The sequence below is a fragment of the Enterobacter sp. RHBSTW-01064 genome (assembly GCF_014103035.1).
Taxonomy (GTDB): domain Bacteria; phylum Pseudomonadota; class Gammaproteobacteria; order Enterobacterales; family Enterobacteriaceae; genus Enterobacter; species Enterobacter mori.
In genome coordinates this window covers 239,199-262,714 of the sequence record NZ_JABXOU010000007.1, presented here as the reverse complement: position 1 = coordinate 262,714, position 23,516 = coordinate 239,199, and the positions used below count along the sequence as shown (strand labels likewise).

23 protein-coding genes are annotated in these 23,516 nt (G+C 57.7%); 13 read left to right on the top strand and 10 right to left on the bottom strand.

Annotation, left to right across the window (positions count from 1 at the left end):
• Position 1: 1 nt before the first annotated feature.
• From HV355_RS20125 to fimA, 4 genes are all read right to left on the bottom strand, one after another.
• Positions 2 to 2,563 carry a fimbrial biogenesis usher protein gene (locus HV355_RS20125; protein ID WP_182403161.1) on the bottom strand — a complete coding sequence of 854 codons (2,562 nt, stop codon included), beginning with the start codon at positions 2,561 to 2,563 and terminating at the stop codon, positions 2 to 4.
• A gap of 14 nt (positions 2,564 to 2,577) precedes the next feature.
• A complete protein-coding gene (gene fimC / locus HV355_RS20120; protein ID WP_182403159.1) occupies positions 2,578 to 3,270 on the bottom strand; it encodes a type 1 fimbria chaperone FimC in 693 nt (230 codons plus the stop codon).
• 34 nt (positions 3,271 to 3,304) lie between these two features.
• Positions 3,305 to 3,847, bottom strand: coding sequence for a type 1 fimbrial protein subunit FimI (gene fimI, locus HV355_RS20115; protein WP_010428261.1), 543 nt, complete (start codon positions 3,845 to 3,847; stop codon positions 3,305 to 3,307).
• A 69-nt stretch (positions 3,848 to 3,916) separates the two neighbouring features.
• Positions 3,917 to 4,480: a type 1 fimbrial major subunit FimA gene (gene fimA / locus HV355_RS20110; protein ID WP_089599404.1), complete on the bottom strand. Its 564-nt coding sequence runs from the start codon at positions 4,478 to 4,480 to the stop codon at positions 3,917 to 3,919.
• A 309-nt stretch (positions 4,481 to 4,789) separates the two neighbouring features.
• On the opposite strand from fimA, the gene folD reads away from it, so the two are divergent.
• The 5 genes from folD (at position 4,790) to HV355_RS20085 (ending at position 9,347) form a co-directional block, all read left to right on the top strand.
• Entirely contained in the window at positions 4,790 to 5,656 is an 867-nt protein-coding gene (gene folD, locus HV355_RS20105) for a bifunctional methylenetetrahydrofolate dehydrogenase/methenyltetrahydrofolate cyclohydrolase FolD (protein WP_126815785.1), read from the top strand.
• A gap of 1 nt (position 5,657) precedes the next feature.
• Positions 5,658 to 5,870, top strand: coding sequence for a ribosome-associated protein YbcJ (gene ybcJ, locus HV355_RS20100; RefSeq protein WP_010428256.1), 213 nt, complete (start codon positions 5,658 to 5,660; stop codon positions 5,868 to 5,870).
• 282 nt (positions 5,871 to 6,152) lie between these two features.
• Positions 6,153 to 7,652, top strand: a complete 1,500-nt coding sequence (locus HV355_RS20095; protein ID WP_089599406.1) for a PTS transporter subunit EIIC — start codon at positions 6,153 to 6,155, stop codon at positions 7,650 to 7,652.
• Between the two features lie 83 nt (positions 7,653 to 7,735).
• Positions 7,736 to 8,752, top strand: a complete 1,017-nt coding sequence (malI, locus tag HV355_RS20090; protein ID WP_182403157.1) for a Mal regulon transcriptional regulator MalI — start codon at positions 7,736 to 7,738, stop codon at positions 8,750 to 8,752.
• Between the two features lie 73 nt (positions 8,753 to 8,825).
• Complete coding sequence (locus tag HV355_RS20085; RefSeq protein ID WP_108415751.1) at positions 8,826 to 9,347, top strand: metal-dependent hydrolase; 522 nt, start codon at positions 8,826 to 8,828, stop codon at positions 9,345 to 9,347.
• A 90-nt stretch (positions 9,348 to 9,437) separates the two neighbouring features.
• Here HV355_RS20085 and cysS read toward each other — a convergent pair whose 3' ends face one another.
• The gene (gene cysS, locus HV355_RS20080; RefSeq protein WP_126815782.1) at positions 9,438 to 10,823 is read right to left on the bottom strand and encodes a cysteine--tRNA ligase; all 1,386 of its coding nucleotides are present in this window, start codon (positions 10,821 to 10,823) and stop codon (positions 9,438 to 9,440) included.
• Between the two features lie 174 nt (positions 10,824 to 10,997).
• Between cysS and ppiB the strand changes: the two genes are divergently transcribed.
• From ppiB to mnmH, 5 genes are all read left to right on the top strand, one after another.
• On the top strand, positions 10,998 to 11,492 hold the full coding sequence (ppiB, locus tag HV355_RS20075; RefSeq protein WP_010428247.1) for a peptidylprolyl isomerase B: 495 nt from the start codon (positions 10,998 to 11,000) through the stop codon (positions 11,490 to 11,492).
• 3 nt (positions 11,493 to 11,495) lie between these two features.
• Complete coding sequence (gene lpxH, locus HV355_RS20070; RefSeq protein WP_182403155.1) at positions 11,496 to 12,218, top strand: UDP-2,3-diacylglucosamine diphosphatase; 723 nt, start codon at positions 11,496 to 11,498, stop codon at positions 12,216 to 12,218.
• Positions 12,219 to 12,337: 119 nt separating this feature from the next.
• On the top strand, positions 12,338 to 12,847 hold the full coding sequence (gene purE / locus HV355_RS20065) for a 5-(carboxyamino)imidazole ribonucleotide mutase (RefSeq protein WP_182403154.1): 510 nt from the start codon (positions 12,338 to 12,340) through the stop codon (positions 12,845 to 12,847).
• Entirely contained in the window at positions 12,844 to 13,911 is a 1,068-nt protein-coding gene (gene purK / locus HV355_RS20060) for a 5-(carboxyamino)imidazole ribonucleotide synthase (protein WP_182403152.1), read from the top strand. The genes purE and purK overlap by 4 nt, the downstream gene beginning before the upstream one ends.
• Positions 13,912 to 13,995: 84 nt before the next feature.
• Positions 13,996 to 15,066, top strand: a complete 1,071-nt coding sequence (gene mnmH / locus HV355_RS20055; protein ID WP_182403150.1) for a tRNA 2-selenouridine(34) synthase MnmH — start codon at positions 13,996 to 13,998, stop codon at positions 15,064 to 15,066.
• Positions 15,067 to 15,154: 88 nt separating this feature from the next.
• Here mnmH and HV355_RS20050 read toward each other — a convergent pair whose 3' ends face one another.
• The 3 genes from HV355_RS20050 to ybbA all read right to left on the bottom strand — a co-directional run bounded on the left by HV355_RS20050 (position 15,155) and on the right by ybbA (position 19,580).
• The gene (locus HV355_RS20050; RefSeq protein WP_148400327.1) at positions 15,155 to 16,300 is read right to left on the bottom strand and encodes a porin; all 1,146 of its coding nucleotides are present in this window, start codon (positions 16,298 to 16,300) and stop codon (positions 15,155 to 15,157) included.
• 182 nt (positions 16,301 to 16,482) lie between these two features.
• The gene (gene ybbP / locus HV355_RS20045; protein WP_182403148.1) at positions 16,483 to 18,897 is read right to left on the bottom strand and encodes a putative ABC transporter permease subunit YbbP; all 2,415 of its coding nucleotides are present in this window, start codon (positions 18,895 to 18,897) and stop codon (positions 16,483 to 16,485) included.
• Positions 18,894 to 19,580, bottom strand: coding sequence for a putative ABC transporter ATP-binding protein YbbA (ybbA, locus tag HV355_RS20040; protein WP_010428235.1), 687 nt, complete (start codon positions 19,578 to 19,580; stop codon positions 18,894 to 18,896). Before ybbA ends, ybbP begins: the two co-directional genes overlap by 4 nt.
• Between ybbA and tesA the strand changes: the two genes are divergently transcribed.
• From tesA to HV355_RS20025, 3 genes are read left to right on the top strand one after another with little or no spacing between them, the layout of a single operon-like run.
• The gene (tesA, locus tag HV355_RS20035) at positions 19,551 to 20,174 is read left to right on the top strand and encodes a multifunctional acyl-CoA thioesterase I/protease I/lysophospholipase L1 (RefSeq protein ID WP_010428232.1); all 624 of its coding nucleotides are present in this window, start codon (positions 19,551 to 19,553) and stop codon (positions 20,172 to 20,174) included. The two genes, ybbA and tesA, sit on opposite strands and share 30 nt — an antisense overlap.
• Positions 20,164 to 20,973 carry an SDR family oxidoreductase gene (locus HV355_RS20030; RefSeq protein ID WP_085928900.1) on the top strand — a complete coding sequence of 270 codons (810 nt, stop codon included), beginning with the start codon at positions 20,164 to 20,166 and terminating at the stop codon, positions 20,971 to 20,973. Before tesA ends, HV355_RS20030 begins: the two co-directional genes overlap by 11 nt.
• Before the next feature lie 58 nt (positions 20,974 to 21,031).
• Entirely contained in the window at positions 21,032 to 21,886 is an 855-nt protein-coding gene (locus HV355_RS20025; protein WP_108415744.1) for a co-chaperone YbbN, read from the top strand.
• Between the two features lie 50 nt (positions 21,887 to 21,936).
• Here the strand turns inward: HV355_RS20025 and fetB are convergent, their stop codons facing one another.
• Positions 21,937 to 22,719 carry an iron export ABC transporter permease subunit FetB gene (gene fetB, locus HV355_RS20020; RefSeq protein WP_010428226.1) on the bottom strand — a complete coding sequence of 261 codons (783 nt, stop codon included), beginning with the start codon at positions 22,717 to 22,719 and terminating at the stop codon, positions 21,937 to 21,939.
• A complete protein-coding gene (fetA, locus tag HV355_RS20015; protein ID WP_148400326.1) occupies positions 22,712 to 23,383 on the bottom strand; it encodes an iron ABC transporter ATP-binding protein FetA in 672 nt (223 codons plus the stop codon). The genes fetB and fetA overlap by 8 nt, the downstream gene beginning before the upstream one ends.
• Between the last annotated feature and the right edge of the window lie 133 nt (positions 23,384 to 23,516).

Below are 23,516 nucleotides of genomic sequence, written 5' to 3'. Positions count from 1 at the left end.
GTTAGCGTTCACAGCGTGCCCCCGCCAGCGTAATGGCCTGGTTCAGGCTTTCCGGTGGTAAGTGATAGCTTGCACGGCACTGGGACTGTTTTCCGTCGCCCCACTGGATAAGTAGCTCACCTTCCAGCGGCAGCCCGCTGAGGTAAATCTGCCCGTCATCCCCCACCATGCTGGTGACACCGCTTTGCGTTTCACGTACCACCGCGCCAAACGGCACGGGCTGGTCGCCGCGCTTGACGGTCAGCAGGGCGCGCACGCCAATACGGGTATCGAAGCTGGCGCGCACCAGCGCCCCTTTGGTCGGCACCACGCTGCTCACGTTATTTTCGATGTCGGTGTTGTTGCTCATGGTATTGGTGTCCAACGCCACGCGGTTGTAGCGGTAGACGGTGGCATACGGCATCACCGCGTAGCCTCGCCAGTCGGTTTTCACCCCGATCTGGTTTTCAATACTGACGCCTGATGCCCCCGGCGCTTTGATCAGCACGTTGGTGTCGCCCAGCGGCTGGCTGAAGGTCACCCCGTCTGAATGCCCCACTACGCCGCCGGAAAGCTGCCAGTTGAGATCGTGCTGGTCGCGGGCGTAGTTGTAGCCCACGCCCAGCGTGCCGTAGGTCGCCTGCCAGTTGGCGCTGGCGCTGCCGCTTGCACCGTTATTGCTGGCGTGCCCCTGCGTGACGCTGTAGTTCAGGTTGCGGTCTTCGAGCAGCGTTCCGCTCACACCGGTCTGCCAGCTGGTATCGCCGTCGCTGTTACGGCTGGCAGAAGCGGTAGCGTAGGCTCTGTCGATGGCGCTATCGCGGCGATAGCCGTGACGGGTAAACAGGCTGAACGGCACGGAGACGTTAAACGACGCAATTCGGTCCGTACCGTCGATCCCAACGGCCTTGTTCCACGACCAGGACACGGAGTAGTTGATCCCCTTCACGCCGCCCGCATAGCCCAGCTGATACCAGACGTTAGATTCGCTGGTGCCCCAATAGCTCTGCTGGCTACCGGAGAGATAAACCGAGCCGTAATCCCCCAGCGACTGGGAAATGTTGAGCTGGAAGCGCCCCTTTTTGTTCCACGTCAGGTTGTGATAACTCTGCACGTCCGGCACGCCGTCATCGTCCTGACCTTCGCCATACTGGTAGCCTTCCATTGAGCGCCACGCCACATCGTCCAGTGTGTAGAACCCTTTGGTAGAGTAGCGATAGCCCAGCAGCTGGAAGTTGGTGCCGAAGCCGTTAAGGGATTTTGCGTAGAGGAAGCGCAGGGACTGCCCTTCATGGCGGCTGTCATCCGCGAGCTGGCTGCGGGCATGGGTGAGATCGAGCGAGACCGCCCCCCAGTCTCCGAGGTTTTTCCCGGCCCCGAGGGCAATCGCGGTATAGCGTGACGCCAGCTGCGTGCCGCCGTACAGCGTATAGCCGTCGGCCAGGCCGGTAATGAGCGTTCCCTGAGCGAAGAACGGCGTGTCCTGCTCGCTGTTGCCGCTGCGGTAATCCCCTGCCACCAGGTCATATTTCCAGCGTCCTTCACGCTGCAGCAACGGCACGGTGGAGTAAGGCACGGTGTAACGCTGCTGGCTGCCGTCCTTCTCTTCTACCGTTACCTCAAGATCGCCGCTTGATGAGGTTGGGTTAAGGTCGGTAATGGCAAACGCCCCAGGCTGGACATAGCTCTGGTAAATGACATAACCGTTCTGGCGGATCGCTACCTTGGCTGGCGTGCGGGCAATACCGCGCACGGTAGGCGCGTAGCCCTGCATGCTGTCCGGGTACATGCTGTCGGAGGAAAAGAGCCGCCCGCCCCGAAAGCCGACGCTGTCGAAAACATCGTTACCGGTATTGCTGTCGCCCAGCACCAGCTCGCTTTTCAGCGGAATGACGGTGCGCTGAGCCCAGGTGCCAATATTCTGCCAGTTGCTGTGACGCTGACCGTTACTTTGGGTGTAACGCCACGCGCCGTTATTGCGTAATCGCCAGGCACCATAGTTCAGCCCGCTCTGCAGGTTCAGGTAATAGCTGTCGTCATCGCTGCCGCGGTTGCCGGTAAAGCTGTAATTCAACAGGGCGGCGGGAATGCCTTCATCCCACTGTTCAGGCGGAATGTAGCCCCGGGCGCTGTTTTGCATGGCCACCTGCGGCAGGCTCACGTTCAGGCGCAGTGACGCAAAGTTGAAGGCCGTTTCGCTGCCGGGAATAGCCGTCGTCATCGGAACGCAGGTCTCCCCCTGCACGTTTGCCAGTTCCGGGAACGCCGCAATGTTGACGCCGAAACGGTCGAGCATCGCGCGCGTAATGCACGGCGCTAACCCGCCCGCGACGGGTGGCGTGTTTTCGGCTTGTTCAAAACGCACGTCCTGCGTGCCGATAAACTCATCGTTGCGCCAGATGTCCACGCGATAGACGCCCGGTGCCTGCTGGTGTCCTTGTTCAAAACGCGACAAATCCGCCACGCTGGCGGCGTCGTCGGACAAAAAAGCCGGGTTGAAGTAGCTTTCGCTCCAGCCGGCGTGCGGCCAGAGCGTTGTCATCAATGCCAGTGCAACCGGGCAGTAACGCCATTGAGTGTTCATCGCCCTGACTCTGCTCACAGATTGACGCTACGCGCCGGAGTAATAGCGCCGTAATCATTGACGCTCTGCCAGGAGAGCGTGCCGCTGGCTGCGGTTGGCAGCACCTGCTGTGCGGAGTTTTTCGGCGCGATCATCAGGTTTTCCAGCGCCTGACCGCCAAGCTTCAGGTTGACCAGCGTGACGTAGTAGGGCGAAGCATTGCTCACCTTCAGGTGGTTCCCGACGCGCTCAAAGCGCAGCTGGGAGAGCGCCTCTTCCGGCGGCATCGACAGGTTAGCCGGGCGCACAAACAGCTTGATGCGTGACAGAATGGCCAGCTGCAGCACGTTATTGTTCTCTGTTTTCGCCTTACTCACTGACGGAATTGCCTTCACGTTCATGTAAAAAAGAGATTCGCGATCGGCGGGCAGCGTCGGCCCGGCATAAATAATGCGCAGTGTGTTTTCGCTGTCCGGCTCGCTCACAAACAGCGGCGGCGTGACGGCAAAGGTTTTTTCTTTTTGCCCGCTGGCGTTTTCAATCCACGCGTTAATTAAATAACGCTCCTGCTTGTTACTGTTGGTGATCGCCAGCGATGTCTGTTTTGCATCTGCCGGATAAATCACGCGTGTCGCGCCCAGCGCAATTCCGCCGGATGCATTTGCACAGGCAGAAACCATCATCAAAATAAAAGATAAAAACAGTCCGGGTTTAATCAGGGTGTTCATCACAACCGTACCTTTAATAATGTGTTCGCAGGCGTCAGGGATAAATCAACGTAAACCAGACATCCGACTGAATATTGCCTGGCACGAGGTGTTCGGAAATCGCCCGGTAGCGAGCGCTGAAATGAAACGCCAGCTCGCGGGTATCAATGGGCAGCCAGCTGACCGCCGTGGCGTTCGGGATAATCTGACGTTGTTGTTCGTCGAAAAGCGCCAGACCAACGCCGCTGCTGACAGGAGCTTCACCTGGCCGCGATGTCGCCAGGAAAACCTGCGGATCTTCTGCAGGGGTTGCGCCCTGAAACTGGATCCCCACGGTACGAGAAACGTCCACGCTGCAGTCGAGCAGCCGTACGGTGAAAGGCACGTTTACCGTGGAAAAACTGCCGACGCCGGAAAATGAGTTGGTGCGGTACTGCCCCATATCCACGCGCATATTCTGGCTATCAGGCGCCACGGCGCAGCCGCCGTTGACCAGTTCCCCTCTCAGGTGAACCTTGCCGCCGTCGATTACCACGGTATGTGCGTTTACCGCTGAGGCAATCGCAAGGGCAAAAAACAGTATCCCAGTCCTTGTCATCCTTCGTTCCCGGCATTAGCGATTAAAAGACCTCCTCCCTGAGGTCGACCACATCCCTGTACTCAGGCATTACTCGTATTTCATCACGAAGGTTGCGTCAGCGTTCGCCTGGCCTGGCTCGGTGGTCGCAGCAGTGGCTTTATAGCGCGCGGTGAAGTTCAGGGTGTTCGTGCCTTCAATCAGGTTCTGCGCGGCAGAGAAGGTGGCACCGTCTGGGGTCAGGACGCTGGATTTGCTGTCGAGGATCTCGATACCCACGCCTTTCGCGGTGTTGTCGTTGTTGCCAGAGGTGACCGCCAGCAGGGTTTTATCCGTCGCGTCGATCTGACCGGTGAATGCCACCGCAGCGGTTTTCGCAACCAGCGGATCGCAATCGTTCAGTTCGATGGTGAACGGAATATTGGAGGTGGTGTCACCCACTTTGGTGAATTTCGCGGTACGGTACTGACCGAGATTAACCGTCTGCTCGGAAGAATCAGTATTTACTGAACACGCAGCATTCACTAATTCACCTTTGAAATGCACGGTACCGCCATTAACGGAAACAGGCGTTGTGGTATCTTCTGCATGAGCGGCACCCGCGACCAGGGCCAAAGTTGCAATAACAGTAGAAGCAATGTTGCTGAGTTTCATGTCTATTCCTTTAAAATGTAAATAACCCTTCCCGCGGATAATCGGGAATAAGAAATACGTTCAATTGATTAATTGAAAGCTTATTTCGGAGGAGACAAAGTAGCTCAGGAAACTATTTTAAAATATGTCAAAACACTGCCATTTTACCAGGTCACATCCTATTCCCGCCTAGGAAATTGACCATACCTTCCACAAGGTTTTGCGGCCCCGTGATGAAATCTCGCAAAGGGTGACTGACAGCGGCGCTCGCTTCTGACAAAATATAGGCAATCCCCCCTTTCAAACGTTACAGACGGAATCTTCTCTCTGATGGCAGCAAAGATTATTGACGGTAAAACGATTGCGCAGCAGGTGCGCTCTGAGGTCGCTGAAAAAGTGAAGGCGCGTAAAGCCGCCGGAAAACGCGCCCCCGGGCTGGCCGTTGTGCTGGTTGGCAGCAACCCGGCATCGCAGATTTATGTCGGCAGCAAACGCAAAGCGTGTGAAGAGGTGGGGTTCGTCTCCCGCTCTTACGATTTGCCTGAAACCACCAGCGAAGCGGAACTGCTGGAACTTATTGACACCCTGAATGCCGATAACGAGATCGACGGCATTCTGGTACAGCTGCCGCTGCCTGCGGGCATCGACAACGTGAAGGTGCTGGAACGTATCGCACCGGATAAAGACGTGGACGGTTTCCATCCGTACAACGTGGGTCGCCTGTGCCAGCGCGCGCCGCGTCTGCGCCCGTGTACGCCGCGCGGGATTGTGACGCTGCTGGAGCGTTATAACATCGACACCTACGGTCTGAACGCCGTGGTGATTGGTGCCTCTAACATCGTGGGCCGTCCGATGAGCATGGAGCTGCTGCTGGCCGGCTGCACCACCACCGTGACCCACCGCTTCACCAAAAACCTGCGTCACCACGTCGAAAATGCCGATCTGCTGATCGTCGCGGTCGGCAAGCCGGGCTTTATTCCGGGCGAGTGGATTAAAGAGGGTGCGATTGTTGTGGACGTGGGCATCAACCGTCTGGAAAACGGCAAAGTGGTCGGCGACGTGGTGTACGAAGATGCCGCGGCGCGTGCCTCATACATTACGCCGGTCCCGGGCGGCGTGGGCCCGATGACCGTTGCAACACTGATTCAGAATACTTTGCAGGCATGCGAAGAGTACCACGACGTAGAGGAAGCATAAGATGGCCACATTTTCATTAGGCAAACACCCGCACGTAGAGCTGTGCGATCTGCTCAAGCTGGAAGGCTGGAGCGAAAGCGGTGCGCAGGCCAAAATCGTTATCGCCGACGGGCGAGTGAAAGTCGACGGTGCGGTGGAAACCCGCAAGCGCTGCAAGATTGTCGCGGGTCAGACCGTGAGCTTTGAAGGTCAGAGCGTGACCGTTACGGCCTGAGCCGTTTGATGCCCGGTGGCGCTGCGCTTACCGGGCCTACGTACTCTCTCCGTTTGTAGGCCGGGTAAGGCGAAGCCGCCACCCGGCAATTTCACTCACCATCCCCTCACACCCATCACGGTTATTTATCGATCAACTTCAAATAATCACTATTTCATCTGTTGAAAGGTGAGATTTCAGTTGCGCGTTTTTCACTCTTTCCCCACGATAAGTAGAACGTTCTACTAAAACGTTCTACTTACAATAACAGCGCCAAAAAAGCGCTACTCGGGGGAAATCAGCATGAGTCTGATATCAGGGTTTGTTAAATCGCTGTCTAAGTTATCGATGATTGGTCGCGCCTTAATGCTGCCAATTTCACTGCTTCCCGCTGCGGGCCTGCTTCTGGCCTTCGGCGATAAGTTCCACCTGCCGCTGATGATGAACGCAGGCGGGGTTATCTTTGATAACCTGCCGATGCTGTTTGCCATCGGCTCTGCCGTGGGTCTGGCGTCGGAGTCCGGCATCGCGGCGCTCTCTGCGGCAGTCTCGGTGTTTGTCACCAATATCACCATCAGCACCGTGTTGAGCATCACGCCGGAAATGGCCTCTCAGGGCGGGAAATACGCCATGGTGGTCGGCATCCCGACGCTGCAGATGGGCGTCTTCGGCGGCCTGATCTGCGGTATTCTCGCGGCCTGGTGCTATAACCGCTTCCACACCATGCAGCTGCCGGAGTTCCTCGGCTTCTTCTCCGGTAAACGTTTTGTGGCGATTGCGACGGCGTTACTGTCGTTCCTGCTCGGTCTGCTGCTGCCGTACGTGTGGCAGCATATCCAGGCCGGTATCGACGCCCTTTCCGTGGTGGTGAACGGCGATAACCAGGCGGCCTCGACCTTTATCTTCGGGCTCGTGGAGCGCGCGCTGATCCCGCTCGGCCTGCACCATATCTGGTATCCCTCCTTCTGGTATTCGTTCGGGGATTACACTACCCAGGCGGGCCAGGTGATCCACGGTGACCAGACCATCTGGTTCAAGATGCTGGAAGAAGGGGTGAAATCCTTCAGCAGCGACACCTACCAGAACGCAGGCAAGTTCATGCAGGGCGAGTTCCCGCTGATGCTGTTTGCGCTGCCCGCGGCGTGCCTGGCGATGTACCACGAAGCGCACACGAAGAATAAGAAAATCGCGGCCGGTATTCTGTTCTCTGCGGCGCTGACCTGCTTCCTGACGGGTATTACGGAACCGGTTGAGTTCACCTTTATCTTCGTGGCGCCGATCCTGTACGTCTTCAACGCCATCATGGCGGGCCTGGCGTACATGACCATGTACCTGCTGCATGCGCACATCGCCAAGTCGTTCTCGGCAGGCTTTATCGACTACCTGTCTTTCGGGATCCTGCCGTCGTTTAACGGCTACCAGACCAACTTCCTGAGCGCCGTTATCATCGGTATCCCAATGGGGCTGATTTACTACTTTACCTTCCGCTTTGTGATCCGCCGTTTCGACGTGAAAACGCCGGGCCGTACCGAAGTGACCGCCAGTGCGAATGACAAGTCCGATTCCGAACTTGCCACCGAAATCATCAGCCTGCTGGGGGGCGCGCAGAATATCGATTCGGTTGGCTCCTGTATCACCCGCCTGCGTCTGGAAGTGGCAAAAAGCGACGCGGTAGATAAAGACGGTCTTAACGGACTCGGTGCGCGCGGCGTGGTCTTCGTCGGCGATAACGGTATACAGGTGATTTTCGGTGCCAGAGCACAGTTTATCGCCCAGACTATGTCCACCATGATCGGCAAATAATAAGATGCCTGAAAGACACGTCTCCTGTACGCTGGAAGACGTGTCTTATCTGGCTGATTATCGGTAAATTTCAGGGAGCGGTTTTGAAGAAAGTCAGCATCATTGATGTCGCAAAGCACGCGGGCGTGTCGGTCTCTACCGTCTCGCTGGTGCTACGCCAGAAAGGGAAAATCTCAGAGGCGACGATCGGGAAGGTCAATGCCGCCATCACGACGCTCGGCTATGTTCATAACGTCGCCGCTGCCAACCTTCGCGCCAACACCTCCAACCTCATCGGCCTGATCCTGCGCGACTTCAGCGACAGCTTTTCCATCAAGGTGATGGCAAGCATTGTTCAGGAACTGGAGAAGCAGGGATACATGGTTTTTCTCGGCCAGCCGCTGAACGACCGGGAACATCTGGAACGTACCCTGCTGTCGTTTAAGCAGCAGGGTGTCGCAGGCGTCATTTATCTCGCGTCTGACACCCGCAACTCTGCTCTGCCGGAGCAGATCCGCCAGTGTCCGCTGCCGCTGGTAGTGGTCTCGCAGTCCCTGCTCGATGAAAAATGCAATCTGGTGATGCGCGACAACCGCCAGGCGGCGAACCTGGCCGCGCGCTATCTTATCGAGCGCGGACACCGCACGATCGCCTATATTGGCGGACGCGAGGGCTGCCTTATCCGCGAGCAGCGCCTGCTCGGTTTTCGCAGCGCGATGACGCAAAGCGGACTGGTCTGGCGCGATGACTATTCACCGGCCTGCAGCGACGACACGCAGGCCGCCGCGATGGCGACTCGCCAACTGCTGGAAAAAAATAACGCCATCACCGCCCTGCTCTGCCATTCGCCGGATGCCATGATCGGCTCTATCTCCGGCATTCATCAGGTGGGTCGCACCGTGGGGAAAGATGTGTTCTTAACTCAGCAGGTGGCGCTGATCGGTTTTGAAGATATGCTTCACGTTAACCTCACATCACCGTCATTCACCTACGTCTCCTCGGCCAGTGACGAAACCGGGCGTCAGGCGGCGGGGCTGATAATCCGCAAGCTGAAAGAGCCGGACTTGCAAACCCAGCGCATTACCCTCTCCGGACAGCTTATCGCGCGCGAATCGGCGTAAAATCAGAATTTAGCACAGGTTTGTAAACGCGAATTCGCTGCTATATTTCCATGATTTGCCATGGATAATCGCAATGCCTACCGTTATTACGCACGCTGCTGTTCCGCTCTGCCTGGGCTTAGGTCTGGGAACTAAAGTCATCCCTCCCCGCCTGCTGTTTGCCGGTATCGTGCTCGCCATGCTGCCCGACGCTGACGTGCTGGCGTTCAAATTCGGCGTCGCCTACGGGAATATTTTTGGCCATCGCGGCTTTACCCACTCCCTGCTGTTCGCCTTTGTGGTGCCAGTACTTTGCGTGCTGATTGGCCGACGATGGTTCCGGGCCAGCCTGACGCGCTGCTGGCTGTTTTTAACGGTGTCATTGCTGTCGCACAGCCTGCTGGATTCGATCACCACCGGCGGGAAAGGCGTCGGCTGGCTGTGGCCGTGGTCGGATGAACGTTTCTTTGCGCCGTGGCAGGTGATCAAGGTCGCGCCGTTTGCGCTGTCGCGCTACACCACGCCGTACGGGCATCAGGTAATCATTTCAGAACTGCTGTGGGTGTGGCTGCCGGGGGCAGTGCTGATGGGGTTGCTGTGGTGGAGACGGCGGTAAAAGAAAGCCGGGTGGCGGCTACGCCTTACCCGGCCTACGGTCGTGATTTTGTAGGCCCGGTAAGCGTAAGCGCCACCGGGCGTTACAGACTTACTTACGGCGCCAGGTCGTCCCCTGCGGGCCGTCTTCCAGAATGATGCCCATCTCGGTCAGACGGTTACGCGCCGCATCGGCCGCCGCCCAGTCTTTCGCCTGACGCGCTTCCAGACGCGCCTTAATCAGCGCTTCAATCTCCGCCACTTCGCCGTCGTCCGCCTGCGCGCCGCTCTGCAGGAACGCGTCCGGCTCCTGCTCCAGCAGGCCGAGCACGGAAGAGAGCTTACGCAGATGGGACGCCAGCGCATTCGCCGCGGCCATATCTTCTGACTTCAGGCGGTTCACTTCGCGCGCCATGTCGAACAGCACGGAGTAGGCTTCCGGGGTGTTGAAGTCGTCGTTCATCACCTCAACGAAGCGCGCTTCGAACGCCTCACCGCCTGCCGCAGGAACAGACCTGTCGGTACCGCGCAGCGCGGTGTACAGACGCTCCAGCGCCGAGCGCGCCTGTTTCAGGTTCTCTTCGCTGTAGTTCAGCTGGCTGCGATAGTGGCCGGACATCAGGAAGTAGCGCACGGTTTCCGCGTCGTAGTACTTCAGCACGTCGCGCACGGTGAAGAAGTTGCCCAGCGATTTCGACATCTTCTCGCGGTCAACCATTACCATCCCGGAGTGCATCCAGTAGTTAACGTACTCGCCGCCGTGGGCGCAGGTGGACTGCGCGATTTCGTTTTCGTGGTGCGGGAACATCAGGTCTGAACCGCCGCCGTGAATGTCGAAATGTTTGCCCAGCTGTTTGCAGTTCATTGCCGAACATTCAATGTGCCAGCCCGGACGGCCTTCGCCCCACGGGGATGGCCAGCTTGGTTCACCCTCTTTGGACATTTTCCACAGCACGAAGTCCATCGGGTTACGCTTCACGTCAACCACGTCAACGCGCGCGCCGGCCTGGAGCTGGTCCAGATCCTGACGGGAAAGCGCGCCGTAGGTTGGGTCCGTCGGCACGGAGAACATCACGTCGCCGTTTTCTGCCACATAGGCGTGACCGCGCGCGATCAGCTTCTCGGTGATGTCGATAATTTCATGAATATGGTGGGTCGCGCGCGGCTCGCTGTCCGGACGCAGAATGTTTAAGGCGTCGAAATCTTTGTGCATTTCAACGATCATACGATCCACCAGCGCAACGAAGCTTTCGCCGTTTTCATTAGCGCGCTTGATGATTTTGTCGTCGATATCGGTGATGTTACGCACATATTTCAGCGTATAGCCCAGGAAGCGCAGGTAGCGGGACACCACGTCGAAAGCGACGAAGGTACGGCCATGGCCGATGTGACAGAGATCGTAAACCGTAATACCACACACGTACATGCCGACTTCCCCGGCATGGATAGGTTTAAATTCCTCTTTTTGGCGCGTCATTGTATTAAAGATTTTTAACATCGAAGATTCCATGTAAACACGTGTGTGGACGAAAACCGGGTATTCTACCCGTAATTCAAACCCGAAGCAGCACACAATGCAAGGTGATCGCATCCTGTGGTTATGCTATAACAAGCCCCTATAGATGACCCGAACGCGGGTCGACGTACCACAATAACGGAACAGGATGCAAAAATGGTTACTTTCCACACTAATCATGGCGATATCGTAATCAAGACCTTTGATGACAAAGCGCCTGAAACAGTTAAAAACTTCCTGGACTACTGCCGCGAAGGTTTCTACAACAACACCATTTTCCACCGCGTGATCAACGGCTTTATGATCCAGGGCGGCGGTTTTGAACCTGGCATGAACCAGAAAGAGACCAAAGAAGCGATCAAAAACGAAGCGAACAACGGTCTGAAAAACACCCGCGGTACGCTGGCGATGGCCCGTACTCAGGCACCACACTCTGCAACCGCGCAGTTCTTCATCAACGTGGCTGACAACGACTTCCTGAACTTCTCCGGCGAAAGCCTGCAGGGTTGGGGCTACTGCGTCTTCGCAGAAGTGGTTGAAGGTATGGACGTGGTTGACAAGATCAAAGCCGTCTCTACTGGCCGCAGCGGTATGCACCAGGACGTTCCTAAAGAAGACGTTGTGATTACAAGCGTGACCGTCAGCGAGTAATTCGTGGCGACACTCTTTATTGCGGATTTGCATCTGCAAACGGAAGAACCGGCGATCACCGCCGGTTTTCTGCGTTTTTTACGCGGTGAAGCGAAAAGCGCCGACGCACTGTACATCCTGGGCGATCTGTTTGAAGCCTGGATTGGCGACGACGATCCTAACCCGCTGCATCGTGAAATGGCCTCGGCCATTAAAACGCTGGTGGATTCCGGCGTCCCCTGCTACTTCATTCACGGCAACCGTGATTTCCTGATTGGCCAGCGCTACGCCCGCGAAAGCGGCATGACGCTGCTGCCGGAAGAGCAGGTGCTCGACCTGTATGGCCGCAACGTCCTGATCATGCACGGCGACACGCTCTGCACTGACGACACCGGCTACCTGGCGTTTCGCGCTAAGGTCCATACACCGTGGATCCAGACGCTATTCCTCGCCCTGCCGCTGTTTATCCGCAACCGCATCGCCGCAAGAATGCGCGCGGGCAGCAAGGCCGCCAACAGCAGCAAATCCATGACCATCATGGACGTGAACCCGCAGGCGGTCGTTAACGTGATGGAGAAGCATCACGTCCAGTGGCTTATCCACGGCCATACCCATCGTCCTGACGTGCATTCCCTTACCGCCAACGGCGAACCCGCCCATCGCGTGGTATTAGGTGCCTGGCACACTGAGGGATCGATGGTCAAAGTCACCCCAGAAGGTGTCGAACTGATCGCGTTTCCGTTTTAATCTTTTCTCGTCGTTTCGCTTATTTCTCAGCCACGCAACCGTTTTCCTTGCCCGTATAACATGCTATTCTCTGTGCCCTCGAAAGCAGAGTGTTTCGCACCACAGGAGTTTTAAGACGCATGTCTTCCCGCAATAATCCGGCGCGTGTCGCCATCGTGATGGGGTCCAAAAGCGACTGGGCTACCATGCAGTTCGCCGCCGAAATCTTTGAAATCCTGAATGTTCCGCACCACGTCGAAGTGGTCTCCGCGCACCGTACCCCGGACAAACTGTTCAGCTTCGCCGAAAGCGCCGAAGAGAACGGCTACGAGGTGATTATTGCCGGTGCGGGCGGCGCAGCACATCTGCCAGGCATGATTGCCTCCAAAACCCTGGTGCCGGTTCTGGGCGTCCCGGTACAAAGCGCCGCGTTAAGCGGTGTGGATAGCCTCTACTCCATCGTCCAGATGCCGCGCGGTATTCCGGTCGGCACGCTGGCGATTGGCAAAGCGGGTGCGGCAAACGCAGCCCTGCTTGCAGCCCAAATCCTGGCGACTCACGATAAAGACCTGCACCAGCGTCTGGCCGAATGGCGTAAAGCCCAGACAGACGAGGTGCTGGATAACCCGGACCCGCGGGGTGCGGCATGAAGCAGGTTTGCGTCCTCGGTAACGGCCAGTTAGGCCGCATGCTGCGTCAGGCCGGTGAGCCGCTGGGTATTGCCGTCTGGCCCGTCGGGCTGGATGCTGAACCTGAAGCCGTACCGTTCCACCAGAGCGTGATCACCGCCGAGATCGAACGTTGGCCGGAAACCGCGCTGACCCGCGAGCTGGCGCGTCATAACGCCTTCGTTAACCGCGACGTGTTCCCTGTCATCGCCGACCGTCTGACGCAAAAGCAGCTGTTCGACAAGCTCGGCCTGGCAACCGCACCGTGGCAGCTCCTGTCCGATAAAAGCGAGTGGAATGACGTCTTCGCGATGCTGGGCGAGCTGGCGATCGTGAAGCGCCGCGTGGGCGGTTACGACGGCCGCGGCCAGTGGCGTTTACGCGCAGACGACACCGCCGAGCTGCCGGACGACTGCTACGGCGAGTGCATCGTTGAGCAGGGCATTAACTTCAGCGGTGAAGTGTCCCTGGTGGGCGCGCGCGGGCACGACGGGCATACCGTCTTTTATCCGCTCACACATAACCTGCATCAGGACGGCATTCTGCGCACCAGCGTCGCCTTCCCGCACGCCAATGCTGACCAGCAGGCGCAGGCGGAAGAGATGCTCTCAGCCATCATGCACGAACTGGGCTATGTCGGCGTGATGGCGATGGAGTGCTTTATCACCCCGTCCGGCCTGCTGATTAACGAGCTGGCACCGCGCGTGCACAACAGCGGCCACTGGACGCAAAACGGCGCGTCCATCAGCCAGTTCGAGTTGCACCTGCGCGCGATCACCAACCTGCCGCTGCCGCAGCCGGTGGTGAACAGCCCGTCGGTGATGATCAACCTGATCGGCACCGATCTGAACTACGACTGGCTGAAGCTACCGCTGGTGCATCTGCACTGGTATGACAAAGAGGTTCGCGCAGGCCGTAAGGTCGGTCACCTGAACCTGAACGACAGTGATACCGATCGCCTGAGCGCCACGCTGGAAGCGATGATCCCTCTCCTGCCGCCGGAATACGCGAGCGGAATTGTCTGGGCACAGTCAAAGCTCAAGTAAGACATCTACGCCGGGGAGTTGACCTTCCCCTTCCCCGGCGTACAATCCCCGCCCATTGCTGCTGAGTTTTCTTCTGGAATAACCATGAACGATGGAACGGACTATCGCGCGATCCTCGCGTCTGATACCCCTTTAATCGACGTTCGCGCGCCGATCGAATTCGCCCAGGGCGCGATGCCTGCGGCGTTTAACCTGCCTTTAATGAACGATGACGAGCGCGCCGCCGTTGGCACCTGCTATAAGCGCCAAGGCCCCGAGGCCGCGCTGGCGCTCGGCCACAGCCTTGTTAAAGGCGAGACGCGTGAGGCACGTATCAACGCCTGGCGCGAGGCCAGCCTTGCCCATCCTGAGGGCTATCTCTGCTGCGCGCGCGGCGGCCAGCGCTCGCATATCTCACAGGCCTGGCTGAAAGAGGCGGGTGTCGACTACCCGCTGATCCGCGGCGGCTATAAGGCCCTGCGTCAGACGGCGATTCAGGTGACCCTCGAGCAGTCACAAAAGCCGATGGTGCTTATCGGCGGCTGCACCGGAAACGGTAAAACCCTGCTGGTGAAGCAGCACGCGCAGGGTATCGATCTGGAAGGGCTGGCGCACCACCGCGGTTCGTCGTTTGGCCGCACGCTCACGCCGCAGCTTTCCCAGGCCAGCTTTGAAAACCATCTTGCGGTTGAGCTGTTGAAAAAAGACGCCTCTCGCTGGGTGCTGGAAGACGAGGGCCGGATGATTGGCTCCAACCACCTGCCGGAGTGCCTGCGCGATCGCATGGCTGAAGCCCCTATCGTTGTCGTCGAAGACCCGTTTGAAATTCGTCTTGAGCGCCTGCGCGAAGAGTATTTCGACCATATGTGGGCGGATTTTTCTGCTGCCTACGGTGAAGAAGCGGGCTGGAAGGCGTACAGCGAGTACCTGCATCACGGCCTGTTCGCCATTCGCCGCCGTCTGGGGCTGCAGCGGTATGCAGAATTCACCGCGCTGTTAGATTCCGCGCTGCTGGAACAGCAACGCTCTGGCAGCACGAACGCGCACTTCAGCTGGCTTGCGCCGCTGCTGAAGGACTATTACGACCCGATGTACGGCTATCAGCTGGAGAAGAAAGCGGAGAAGATTGTGTATCGCGGGACGTACGGCGAGGTCGCTGACTGGCTTAATCGCTAAAACAAAGCCGGGTGGCGGCTACGCCTTACCCGGCCTACGTATGCTTTTGTAGCCCCGGTAAGCGCAGCGCCACCGGGGAACAGACGGCTTAGAAGTCGTAGCGCAGACGCACCAGGTTCATGTCGCCCAGGTTGTCGGTGCTGGAGGTGAACACGTGTTCGTAATCCACGCGGAAACCGTAGTCCAGCTGGAAGCTGATACCCACGCCGTTGTCGATGCGCTGGTAGTTGCGGCCGTTCACGTACTCAATGCGGTCGCCCATGAAGTAAGGCTGGATGGATTTAACCGCATACTGACCGATTGGGAACTTATAGCCCGCAAAGTATTCAATACCCCATGCATCACCGGCGAAGTAGTCGTTAACCGACACTTTTTTGGTGGTCAGGAAGTTCTGGTACCAGCCGCCGCCTGCGGAGAAGGTCCAATTGTTCGGGGTCCAGCTCAGCGCGGTACCGAGAATGTTCTGGTCGTAGGTTTTGCTGTCGCCGTTGTCCGGGTTACGCATGTCCGCACGGGTGTAGTTCCACGCGGCGCCCCAGGTCAGATCGGTGGTCAGGTGATAATCCAGACCCAGTGAACCGCCGCCTTTACGCTTGTAGCGCAGGCCGTTGCCCGGCAGGTATTCGCTGTCTTCAAACAGGTATGATGCGTAGATGTCGGCATCGCCCACGGTTTTCTTATATTTCAGCATCTGGCGTGAACGATAAGAACCGTCGTAATCGCCGTTGATACCGTTACCCGGAGCCTGGCCGATCATGTCGTAGTCCCAGATATCGGTTTTCGCGCCAACCACATCATAGTAAACGCTGTTCTGTTGACCGAAGGTCAGCGTACCCCAGGTGTCGCTCTTCAGACCGGTGTAGAGCATACGACGGGACGTGTCGTGCGCACCATCGGCGTAGTGGTTATCCCAGTTGAACTGCGCTGGAATGTTCACACCCAGCTCGTAGTAGCTGATCCAGCTGATGTCATCAAACAGATAGTAATCTGCTGCGAAACGGAAACGGGTGCCGCCGTCAAAACCGTTACGCTTGTAGCTGTTTTTACCGTCGTCGCCGGTCATGTTCTGGAACTGAGGACGAATACTGCCGCCAACGGTGAAGTTCAGACGGCTCAGCGGGTTACCTGCCTGTGGGTCTTGCTTAAGAACGGTGATTTCCGCCTGAGAAGCGAAGGACGTCAATGCCACTGCCGCGCCGATCGTTGCCGCCAGCGCTGATTTTTTTATAGTCATTATTTTTCCTTAATAGACACGCTGCTAAATATTTAGCGGGTGAATATTAACTGGAAATAAACGGGCTGTGTCGGCGGGTTTTTAATGTTTTGTGCTACTAAACAGGTGGTTATTATCGCTTTGTGCTATTAAGCGATTACGCACCAACATATAAACCGGTGCGCAATCATCACAGAAGTGAACTAACTGGCAAACTGGCGGAACAGCGCTTTGCCTTTTAATAACCGCGTGCCAAGCCAGCCGCCACAGAGTGAAAGCAGCACTGCGCCGCAGAGGGGCAGCGTCAACCACAGCCGCCAGTCAGGCTCCCACGGGAAGTCGAACACCTTTGTCTGGAGCACCGCCAGCGCGGTCTCCGCGCCTATCGCCGCCACCAGACCGGCCACCAGCCCCAGCAGAGCAAATTCACTCCAGAGCGTGGCGCGCAGCAGCCGCTTGCTTGCCCCCAGCGTGCGGTAAACCACCAGCTCCTGATGCCGCTGGCGCATGCCCACCTGCACCTGCGCCAGCAACAGCAGCACGCCGCAGATCGTCACCAGCACCACCATCACCTCCAGCGCACGGCTCACCTGCTCCAGCACCTGCCCCACCTGCTTCAGGATCGCGCCGATGTCCAGCAGGCTCACCGTCGGGAACTCCCGGTTAAGCTGGGTCAGCATGCCGTTGCCGTTCTCCCAGCGGAAGCTGGTCAGCCAGCTCTGCGGCTGGCCGTCCAGCGCCCCTGCCGGGAAGATGAAGAAGAAGTTTGGCCGCAGGCTCTCCCAGTCCACCTTGCGCAGGCTGGTCACTTTGGCGCTGAAGTCCTGCGTATCGCCGGTAAAGGTCACGCTGTCCCCGAGCTTCACGTTCAGGCGCGTCGCCAGCCCCTCTTCCATCGACACCTCCCCCGCTTTTGGCGGCCAGGTTCCGGCGGTAATCGGGTTATGGTCAGGACGTTTATCCTGCCAGGTCAGGTTCAGCTCGCGGTTAAGCGACTCATCTTTATTTCCTTCTGTCGGCTGGCCGTTGATCTGCGTCAGGCGCGCGCGAACGATGGGATAGAACGACTCAGGAATAATGTGGTGCTCCGACAGGAAGCCCTTCAGCGGCGTCACCTGTTCCGGAGCAATATTGATCAGGAAATAGTTCGGGCTTTCCGGCGGAAGCTGCTGCTGCCAGCGATCCAGCAGATCGCCGCGCAGCACTAAAAGCAGCGCAAGAAGCATAAACGACAGCGAAAACGCCGACAGCTGGCTGAGCGTGGACCACGGCTGATGCAGCAGACGGTTGACCGCCAGCCGCACGGGCAGCGATTTCACCGTCAGCTTTCTCAGCACGTTGAGCAACAGCCAGCCGAGCACGCCGCACAGCAGCGCCAGCACCATGGCCCCCGCCAGTACCGCCCACAGCAGCGTGCTGCCCCCCATCAGCCAGGCCAGCAGCCCAACCGCCACGGCAAAAATGATCGGCAGATAAAACTTCAGCGGCCAGACGCTGGCAACCACGTCCTGACGCAGCACCCGCAGTGGCTGCGTCGCGAGCAGTAGCCGGTACGGGCGTAGCCCTACCAGCAGCGAAATCACCGTCATCGCGCCGATTGCCCATAGCCACGGCCAGAGGCTGGCGGGCGGCAGCGCGGCAGGGAGTACCGGCTTTAGCAGCACCATCAGCAGCTTCTCAAACAGCAGCCCGATGGCCCCGCCGGTAATGGCCGACAGTGCCAGCACCATCAGCCACTGGCCGACGATCAGCTTGCGCAGCTGCGCCCGGCCTGCGCCGAGGGTTTTGAGGATCGCCACCAGGTCGTAGCGGCTGCGGCAGTAGTGCCCCATCGCCACGGCAACTGCCGCAATGGCCAGCAGCAGGGTTAACAGCGCCGAGAGCAACAGGAACTGCTGAGAACGTTCAAGAGATTTGCCGAGCGCCCCTTCATCCTGCTCCAGCCCGTACCAGCGATGCTCCGGCTTGAGCTGCGGCAGGAGCCATTTTTCATACGCATCAAGCTGCGCAGGCGTGCCGCCAAACTTGTAGCGCCAGGTGACGCGGCTGCCCGGCTGCACGGCGTTGGTTTTCGCCACGTCAGCGGTATTCATCATCAAACGTGGCGCAAGCTGGAACGGGTTAAAGCCGGAGTCCGGCTCCTGCACCACTTCTCCCGCAATCCTGAACGTCGCGTCGCCGACGTCGATGCTGTCACCCGTTTTCAGGTTCAGTAGCGCCATCAGACGCGGTGCCAGCAGGACCGTGCCAGGCGCGGGTTTTAATCCCGCCGGGCGGGTCTCCAGCTCACCGTACATCGGGTAGATATCATCGACGGCTTTAACGCTGGCCAGCTGCGGCGTGTCGCCTGCGAAGGTCATGGTCTGGAAGCTTATCTGCTCGCCCACCTTCAGCCCAATTTTGCGCGCTTCTTCAATCCAGCCAGGCGGAACCGCGCGCGAACTTTGCAGCGCCCTGTCCCCCGCCATAAATTCCCGGCTTTGCTGGCTGAGCCCTTTTTCCATTCGGTCACTGACGCTGCCCAGCGCCAGCACGCAGGCCACCGCCAGGCTTAACGCCAGCCAGACAATCAGCAGCGAGGGCGAGCGCCACTCGCGCCAGAACCAGCGGGCAATCATGCTTCCTCCTGAAGAATACCGTTCACCAGGCGCAGGCGGCGGTCGCAGCGCGCGGCCAGCTGCGGATCGTGCGTCACCAGAATCAGCGTGGTGCCGTGCTCGCGGTTGAGCGAAAACAGCAGATCGGCAATCTTGTCTCCGGTTTTACGGTCAAGGTTACCGGTGGGTTCATCGGCAAACAGCACTTCCGGGCGACCGTTAAACGCGCGTGCCAGCGCCACGCGCTGCTGCTCGCCGCCCGAAAGCTGCGCCGGAAGGTGGTCAAGGCGTTTGCCCAGCCCCAGCTGTTCCAGCAGGGCTTTGGCGTGTTCGCGACTTTCACGCGTATTTTCACCGCGCAGCAGCCCTGGCAGTTCCACGTTTTCCAGCGCGTTCAGCGTCGGGATCAGCATGAAGGACTGGAAGACAAAGCCGATATGGCGAGCGCGCAGCGCGGCACGCGCCTCTTCATCCAGCTGGTGCAGCGGCTGCCCGACCAGGTGGACCTCCCCACTGCTGCCGTCGTCCAGCCCGGCCAGAATCGCCAGCAGCGTGGACTTGCCGGAGCCGGATTCACCGATCAGCGCGATGGTTTCGGCGCGTTTGACAACGAGTTCAACTCCGGTGAGGATGGACAGCTCGTGTTCTCCCTGACCGACGGACTTCTTAAGACGATGAACTTCAACACTGTTTTCCGCTGGCATTTGCCCTTCCTTTTTTTGATTCTGATGACCTTCCGCGCGGCGGCTGCGGACACGTTACTGATTCTGGGCGACAGCCTGAGCGCAGGCTATCGCATGGCGGCCAGCGCGGCCTGGCCTGCGTTACTCAATGACAAATGGCAGACCCAAACGTCCGTCGTCAACGGCAGCATCAGCGGCGATACCTCCCAGCAGGGGCTTTCGCGCCTTCCCGCACTGCTCAAACAGCATCAGCCGCGCTGGGTGCTGGTCGAACTAGGGGGTAATGATGGTCTGCGCGGCTTCCAGCCTCAGCAAACCGAGCAAACCCTGCGTACCATTTTGCAGGAGATCAAAACGGCGAACGCCCAGCCGCTGCTGATGCAAATTCGCCTGCCGGCTAACTACGGCCGTCGGTATAATGAAGCCTTTAGCGCGATCTACCCTAAGCTTGCCAAAGAGTTTGATATTCCCCTGCTGCCATTTTTCATGGAAGAGGTCTATCTGAAACCCCAATGGATGCAAGACGACGGTATTCATCCCAATCGCGATGCACAGCCGTTTATTGCCGACTGGATGGCAACCCGGCTGGCTCCTTTAGTTAAACATGACTCGTAATTCAGCGGAGTTCCTGACAGGTAAAGTTATGCAAAAATCGGTCTTAATAACAGGATGTTCCAGCGGAATTGGCTTCGAAAGCGCGCTCGAGTTGAAGCGTCAGGGATTTCGGGTGCTGGCGGCCTGCCGCAAACCTGAAGATGTTGAACGCATGAACGGCATGGGCTTCACTGGCGTGTTGCTGGATCTGGACTCACCGGAAAGCGTAGAACGCGCGGCGGATGAGGTCATCGCCCTGACCGATAACCGTCTGTTCGGCCTGTTCAATAATGCGGGCTTCGGCGTGTACGGCCCGCTGGAGACCATCACGCGCGAACAGCTTGAACAACAGTTTTCCGCGAACTTTTTCGGCGTACATCAGCTCACCATGCGCCTGCTTCCCGCCATGCTCCCGCACGGTGAAGGACGCATCGTCATGACCTCCTCGGTAATGGGGCTGATTTCCACCCCGGGCCGCGGTGCCTACGCTGCCAGCAAATATGCGCTGGAGGCCTGGTCCGATGCCCTGCGCATGGAGCTGCGCCACAGCGGTATTAAGGTCAGCCTGATTGAACCCGGCCCGATCCGCACCCGCTTCACCGAAAACGTTAACCAGACTCAGTCGGACAAACCGGTCGAAAACCCCGGCATTGCCGCACGCTTTACGTTAGGTCCTGAAGCGGTTGTCGCCAAAGTGCGCCATGCTTTTGAGAGCGATAACCCCAAACTGCGTTATCCGGTCACGCTGGTGACCCATGCCGTTGGCTGGCTAAAACGCCTTCTGCCGGGCCGGATGATGGACAAAATTTTACACGGCTGAGTTGAAGCGTCGCCGCTCATCCCCATGTAAAGAACAAACCGACAAAAGAGAAAGCCGCATGTCCGTACAGAATATCGTCAATATTACTGAAGCAAACCTGCAACAGACGCTGGAACAGTCGATGACCAAACCGGTGCTGTTCTACTTCTGGTCTGAACGCAGCCAACACTGTCTGCAGCTGACGCCGGTACTGGAGAGCCTTGCCGCGCAATACAATGGTCAGTTCATTCTCGCTAAGCTGGACTGTGACGCCGAGCCGATGGTGGCGTCTCAGTTTGGCCTGCGCGCCATTCCAACCGTCTATCTGTTCCAGAATGGACAGCCTGTTGATGGCTTCCAGGGGCCGCAGCCGGAAGAGGCGATCCGCGCCCTGCTGGATAAAGTACTGCCGCGCGAAGAAGAGCTGAAAGCGCAGGAAGGCATGGCGCTGATGCAGGAAGGCAAATACGACGAAGCGCTGCCGCTGCTCAAAGACGCGTGGCAACTGTCGAATCAGAACAGCCAGATCGGCCTGCTGCTGGCGGAAACGCAGATCGCCCTGCACCGTTCAGAAGACGCGGAAGCCGTGCTGAAGACTATCCCGATGCAGGATCAGGATACCCGCTATCAGGGACTGGTTGCGCAGATCGAACTGCTGAAACAGGCGGCGGACACCCCGGAAATTCAGCAACTGCAGCAGCAGGTTGCCGACAACCCGGCCGATGCCGCGCTGGCAAGCCAGCTGGCGCTGCAGCTGCACCAGGTGGGGCGTAACGAAGAGGCGCTGGAGCTGCTGTTCAGCCATCTGCAAAAAGATCTGGCCGCCGCAGACGGCCAGGCGCGTAAGATGTTCCAGGAGATCCTGGCCGCGCTCGGCACCGGTGACGCACTGGCGTCGAAGTATCGTCGTCAGCTGTACGCGTTGCTCTACTAACAAAAAAATGCCCGGTGGCGCTAACGCTTACCGGGCCTACAAAAGACGGTTTATTCCGACCTTTTCAACTGCGTCACCACCAGTTGGTGACGCGAGTTGTAAAACTTCCGGTAGGTTAAATAGCAGGCAATAATGGTCGACAGGCTTGCCGTAGAGAGCAGCATAAAGGTCACCATAATCTGATACTTAATCGCTTTTACCGGATCGATCCCCGCAAATATCAGCCCCGACATCATCCCCGGCAGACTCACCAGCCCCACGGTTTTGGCTGAATCTACCGTTGGGATCAGCGATGAGCGAATGCTCTCACGAATCAGCCGCGCCGAGGCTACTTTAGGCGTCGCCCCCAGGCTTAATTTCTCCTGTAGCTGCTGCTGTTCACTGCTGAAACGCTGTCCGAGGTTGTTGTAACACAGCCCCACGGCAACCATGGCGTTCCCCGCAATCATGCCGGAAATCGGGATCACCTGCATTGGTGTGAATTCAATGGAACCCGACAGCACCAGAACCGCCAGCGTGAGCGCCGTACCGGTCGTGATGGCGATAAACGAAGAGACGAACGCTTTATCGATATACTTGCTGCGCTTTTGCGCATTCCACGCGGCATTGAAGCAGATAAACAGCACCATCAGCAGGGTCAGTACCGCATGGTTGACGTTGAAAATGTACTTCAGCACATAGCCAACGATAATGAGCTGAATCACCGCGCGGCAGATACTCCACAGAATGTCTTTTTCCAGCCCCAGCTTTTCCCGGTAGCTGACCACAATCGCAATCAATACCAGCACCATCGAAAACGCCAGCGATTCATTGGTAATATTATGCTCACCCACGGTTGGCCTCCTGCATTTTTCCGCCCTGTGGCTGAAGCGTGATGACATCATCCGCATGGCTTATTTCGTTTGAATCATGCGTTACCCACAGCACGGCAATATTCTGCTCGCGGGCGTAGCGATGAATAATGTCGTTGACGTTGCGTTTGTTCGCGTCATCCAGCGCGCTGGTGATCTCGTCGAGCAGCAACACCTTCGGCAAGAACTGCAGATTACGGATCAGCGACACGCGCTGCTTTTCCCCGCCGGACAAGGTATTAATGGATTTCGTCAGGGTGTCCTGCGGCAGCCCAAACCGCGCTAAATCGGCGATAAATTTGTCAGGCTCTGGGGTTTTGCTGCGGATTTGCCACGGGAAAATCAGGTTATCGTAAACCGTATCGCCAAAAAGCGTTGGCGTTTGCACGCAATAAGAGACTTGCTGCCGATAGCTCTCCGGCGAAAGCGTCGCGATATTTTTTCCTTCAAAGATAATGGTGCCTTCCGTCGAACTGAGCAGCGAGGCCACAATTTTTAATAACGTGCTTTTACCGCAGCCCGAGGGACCGGTGATGAGTTTGAATTCACCCGGCGAGAGGCAAAAGTTGACGTTTTTAAGAATAGTATTTTCCCCCACCGTAAAGCCCACATCCCTGATCTGCAATATATCGCTTTGATTGTTCATATTCTTCCTTTTGATTGCCACATAAAGACTTAACAAAGACTCAATGTAAACATTGATTTATTTTCTCATTCCCCAAATTTCTCTCCAGTAACGTTAACCCAACTACATTCAGGAGTAAAAAATCGCCATAAAT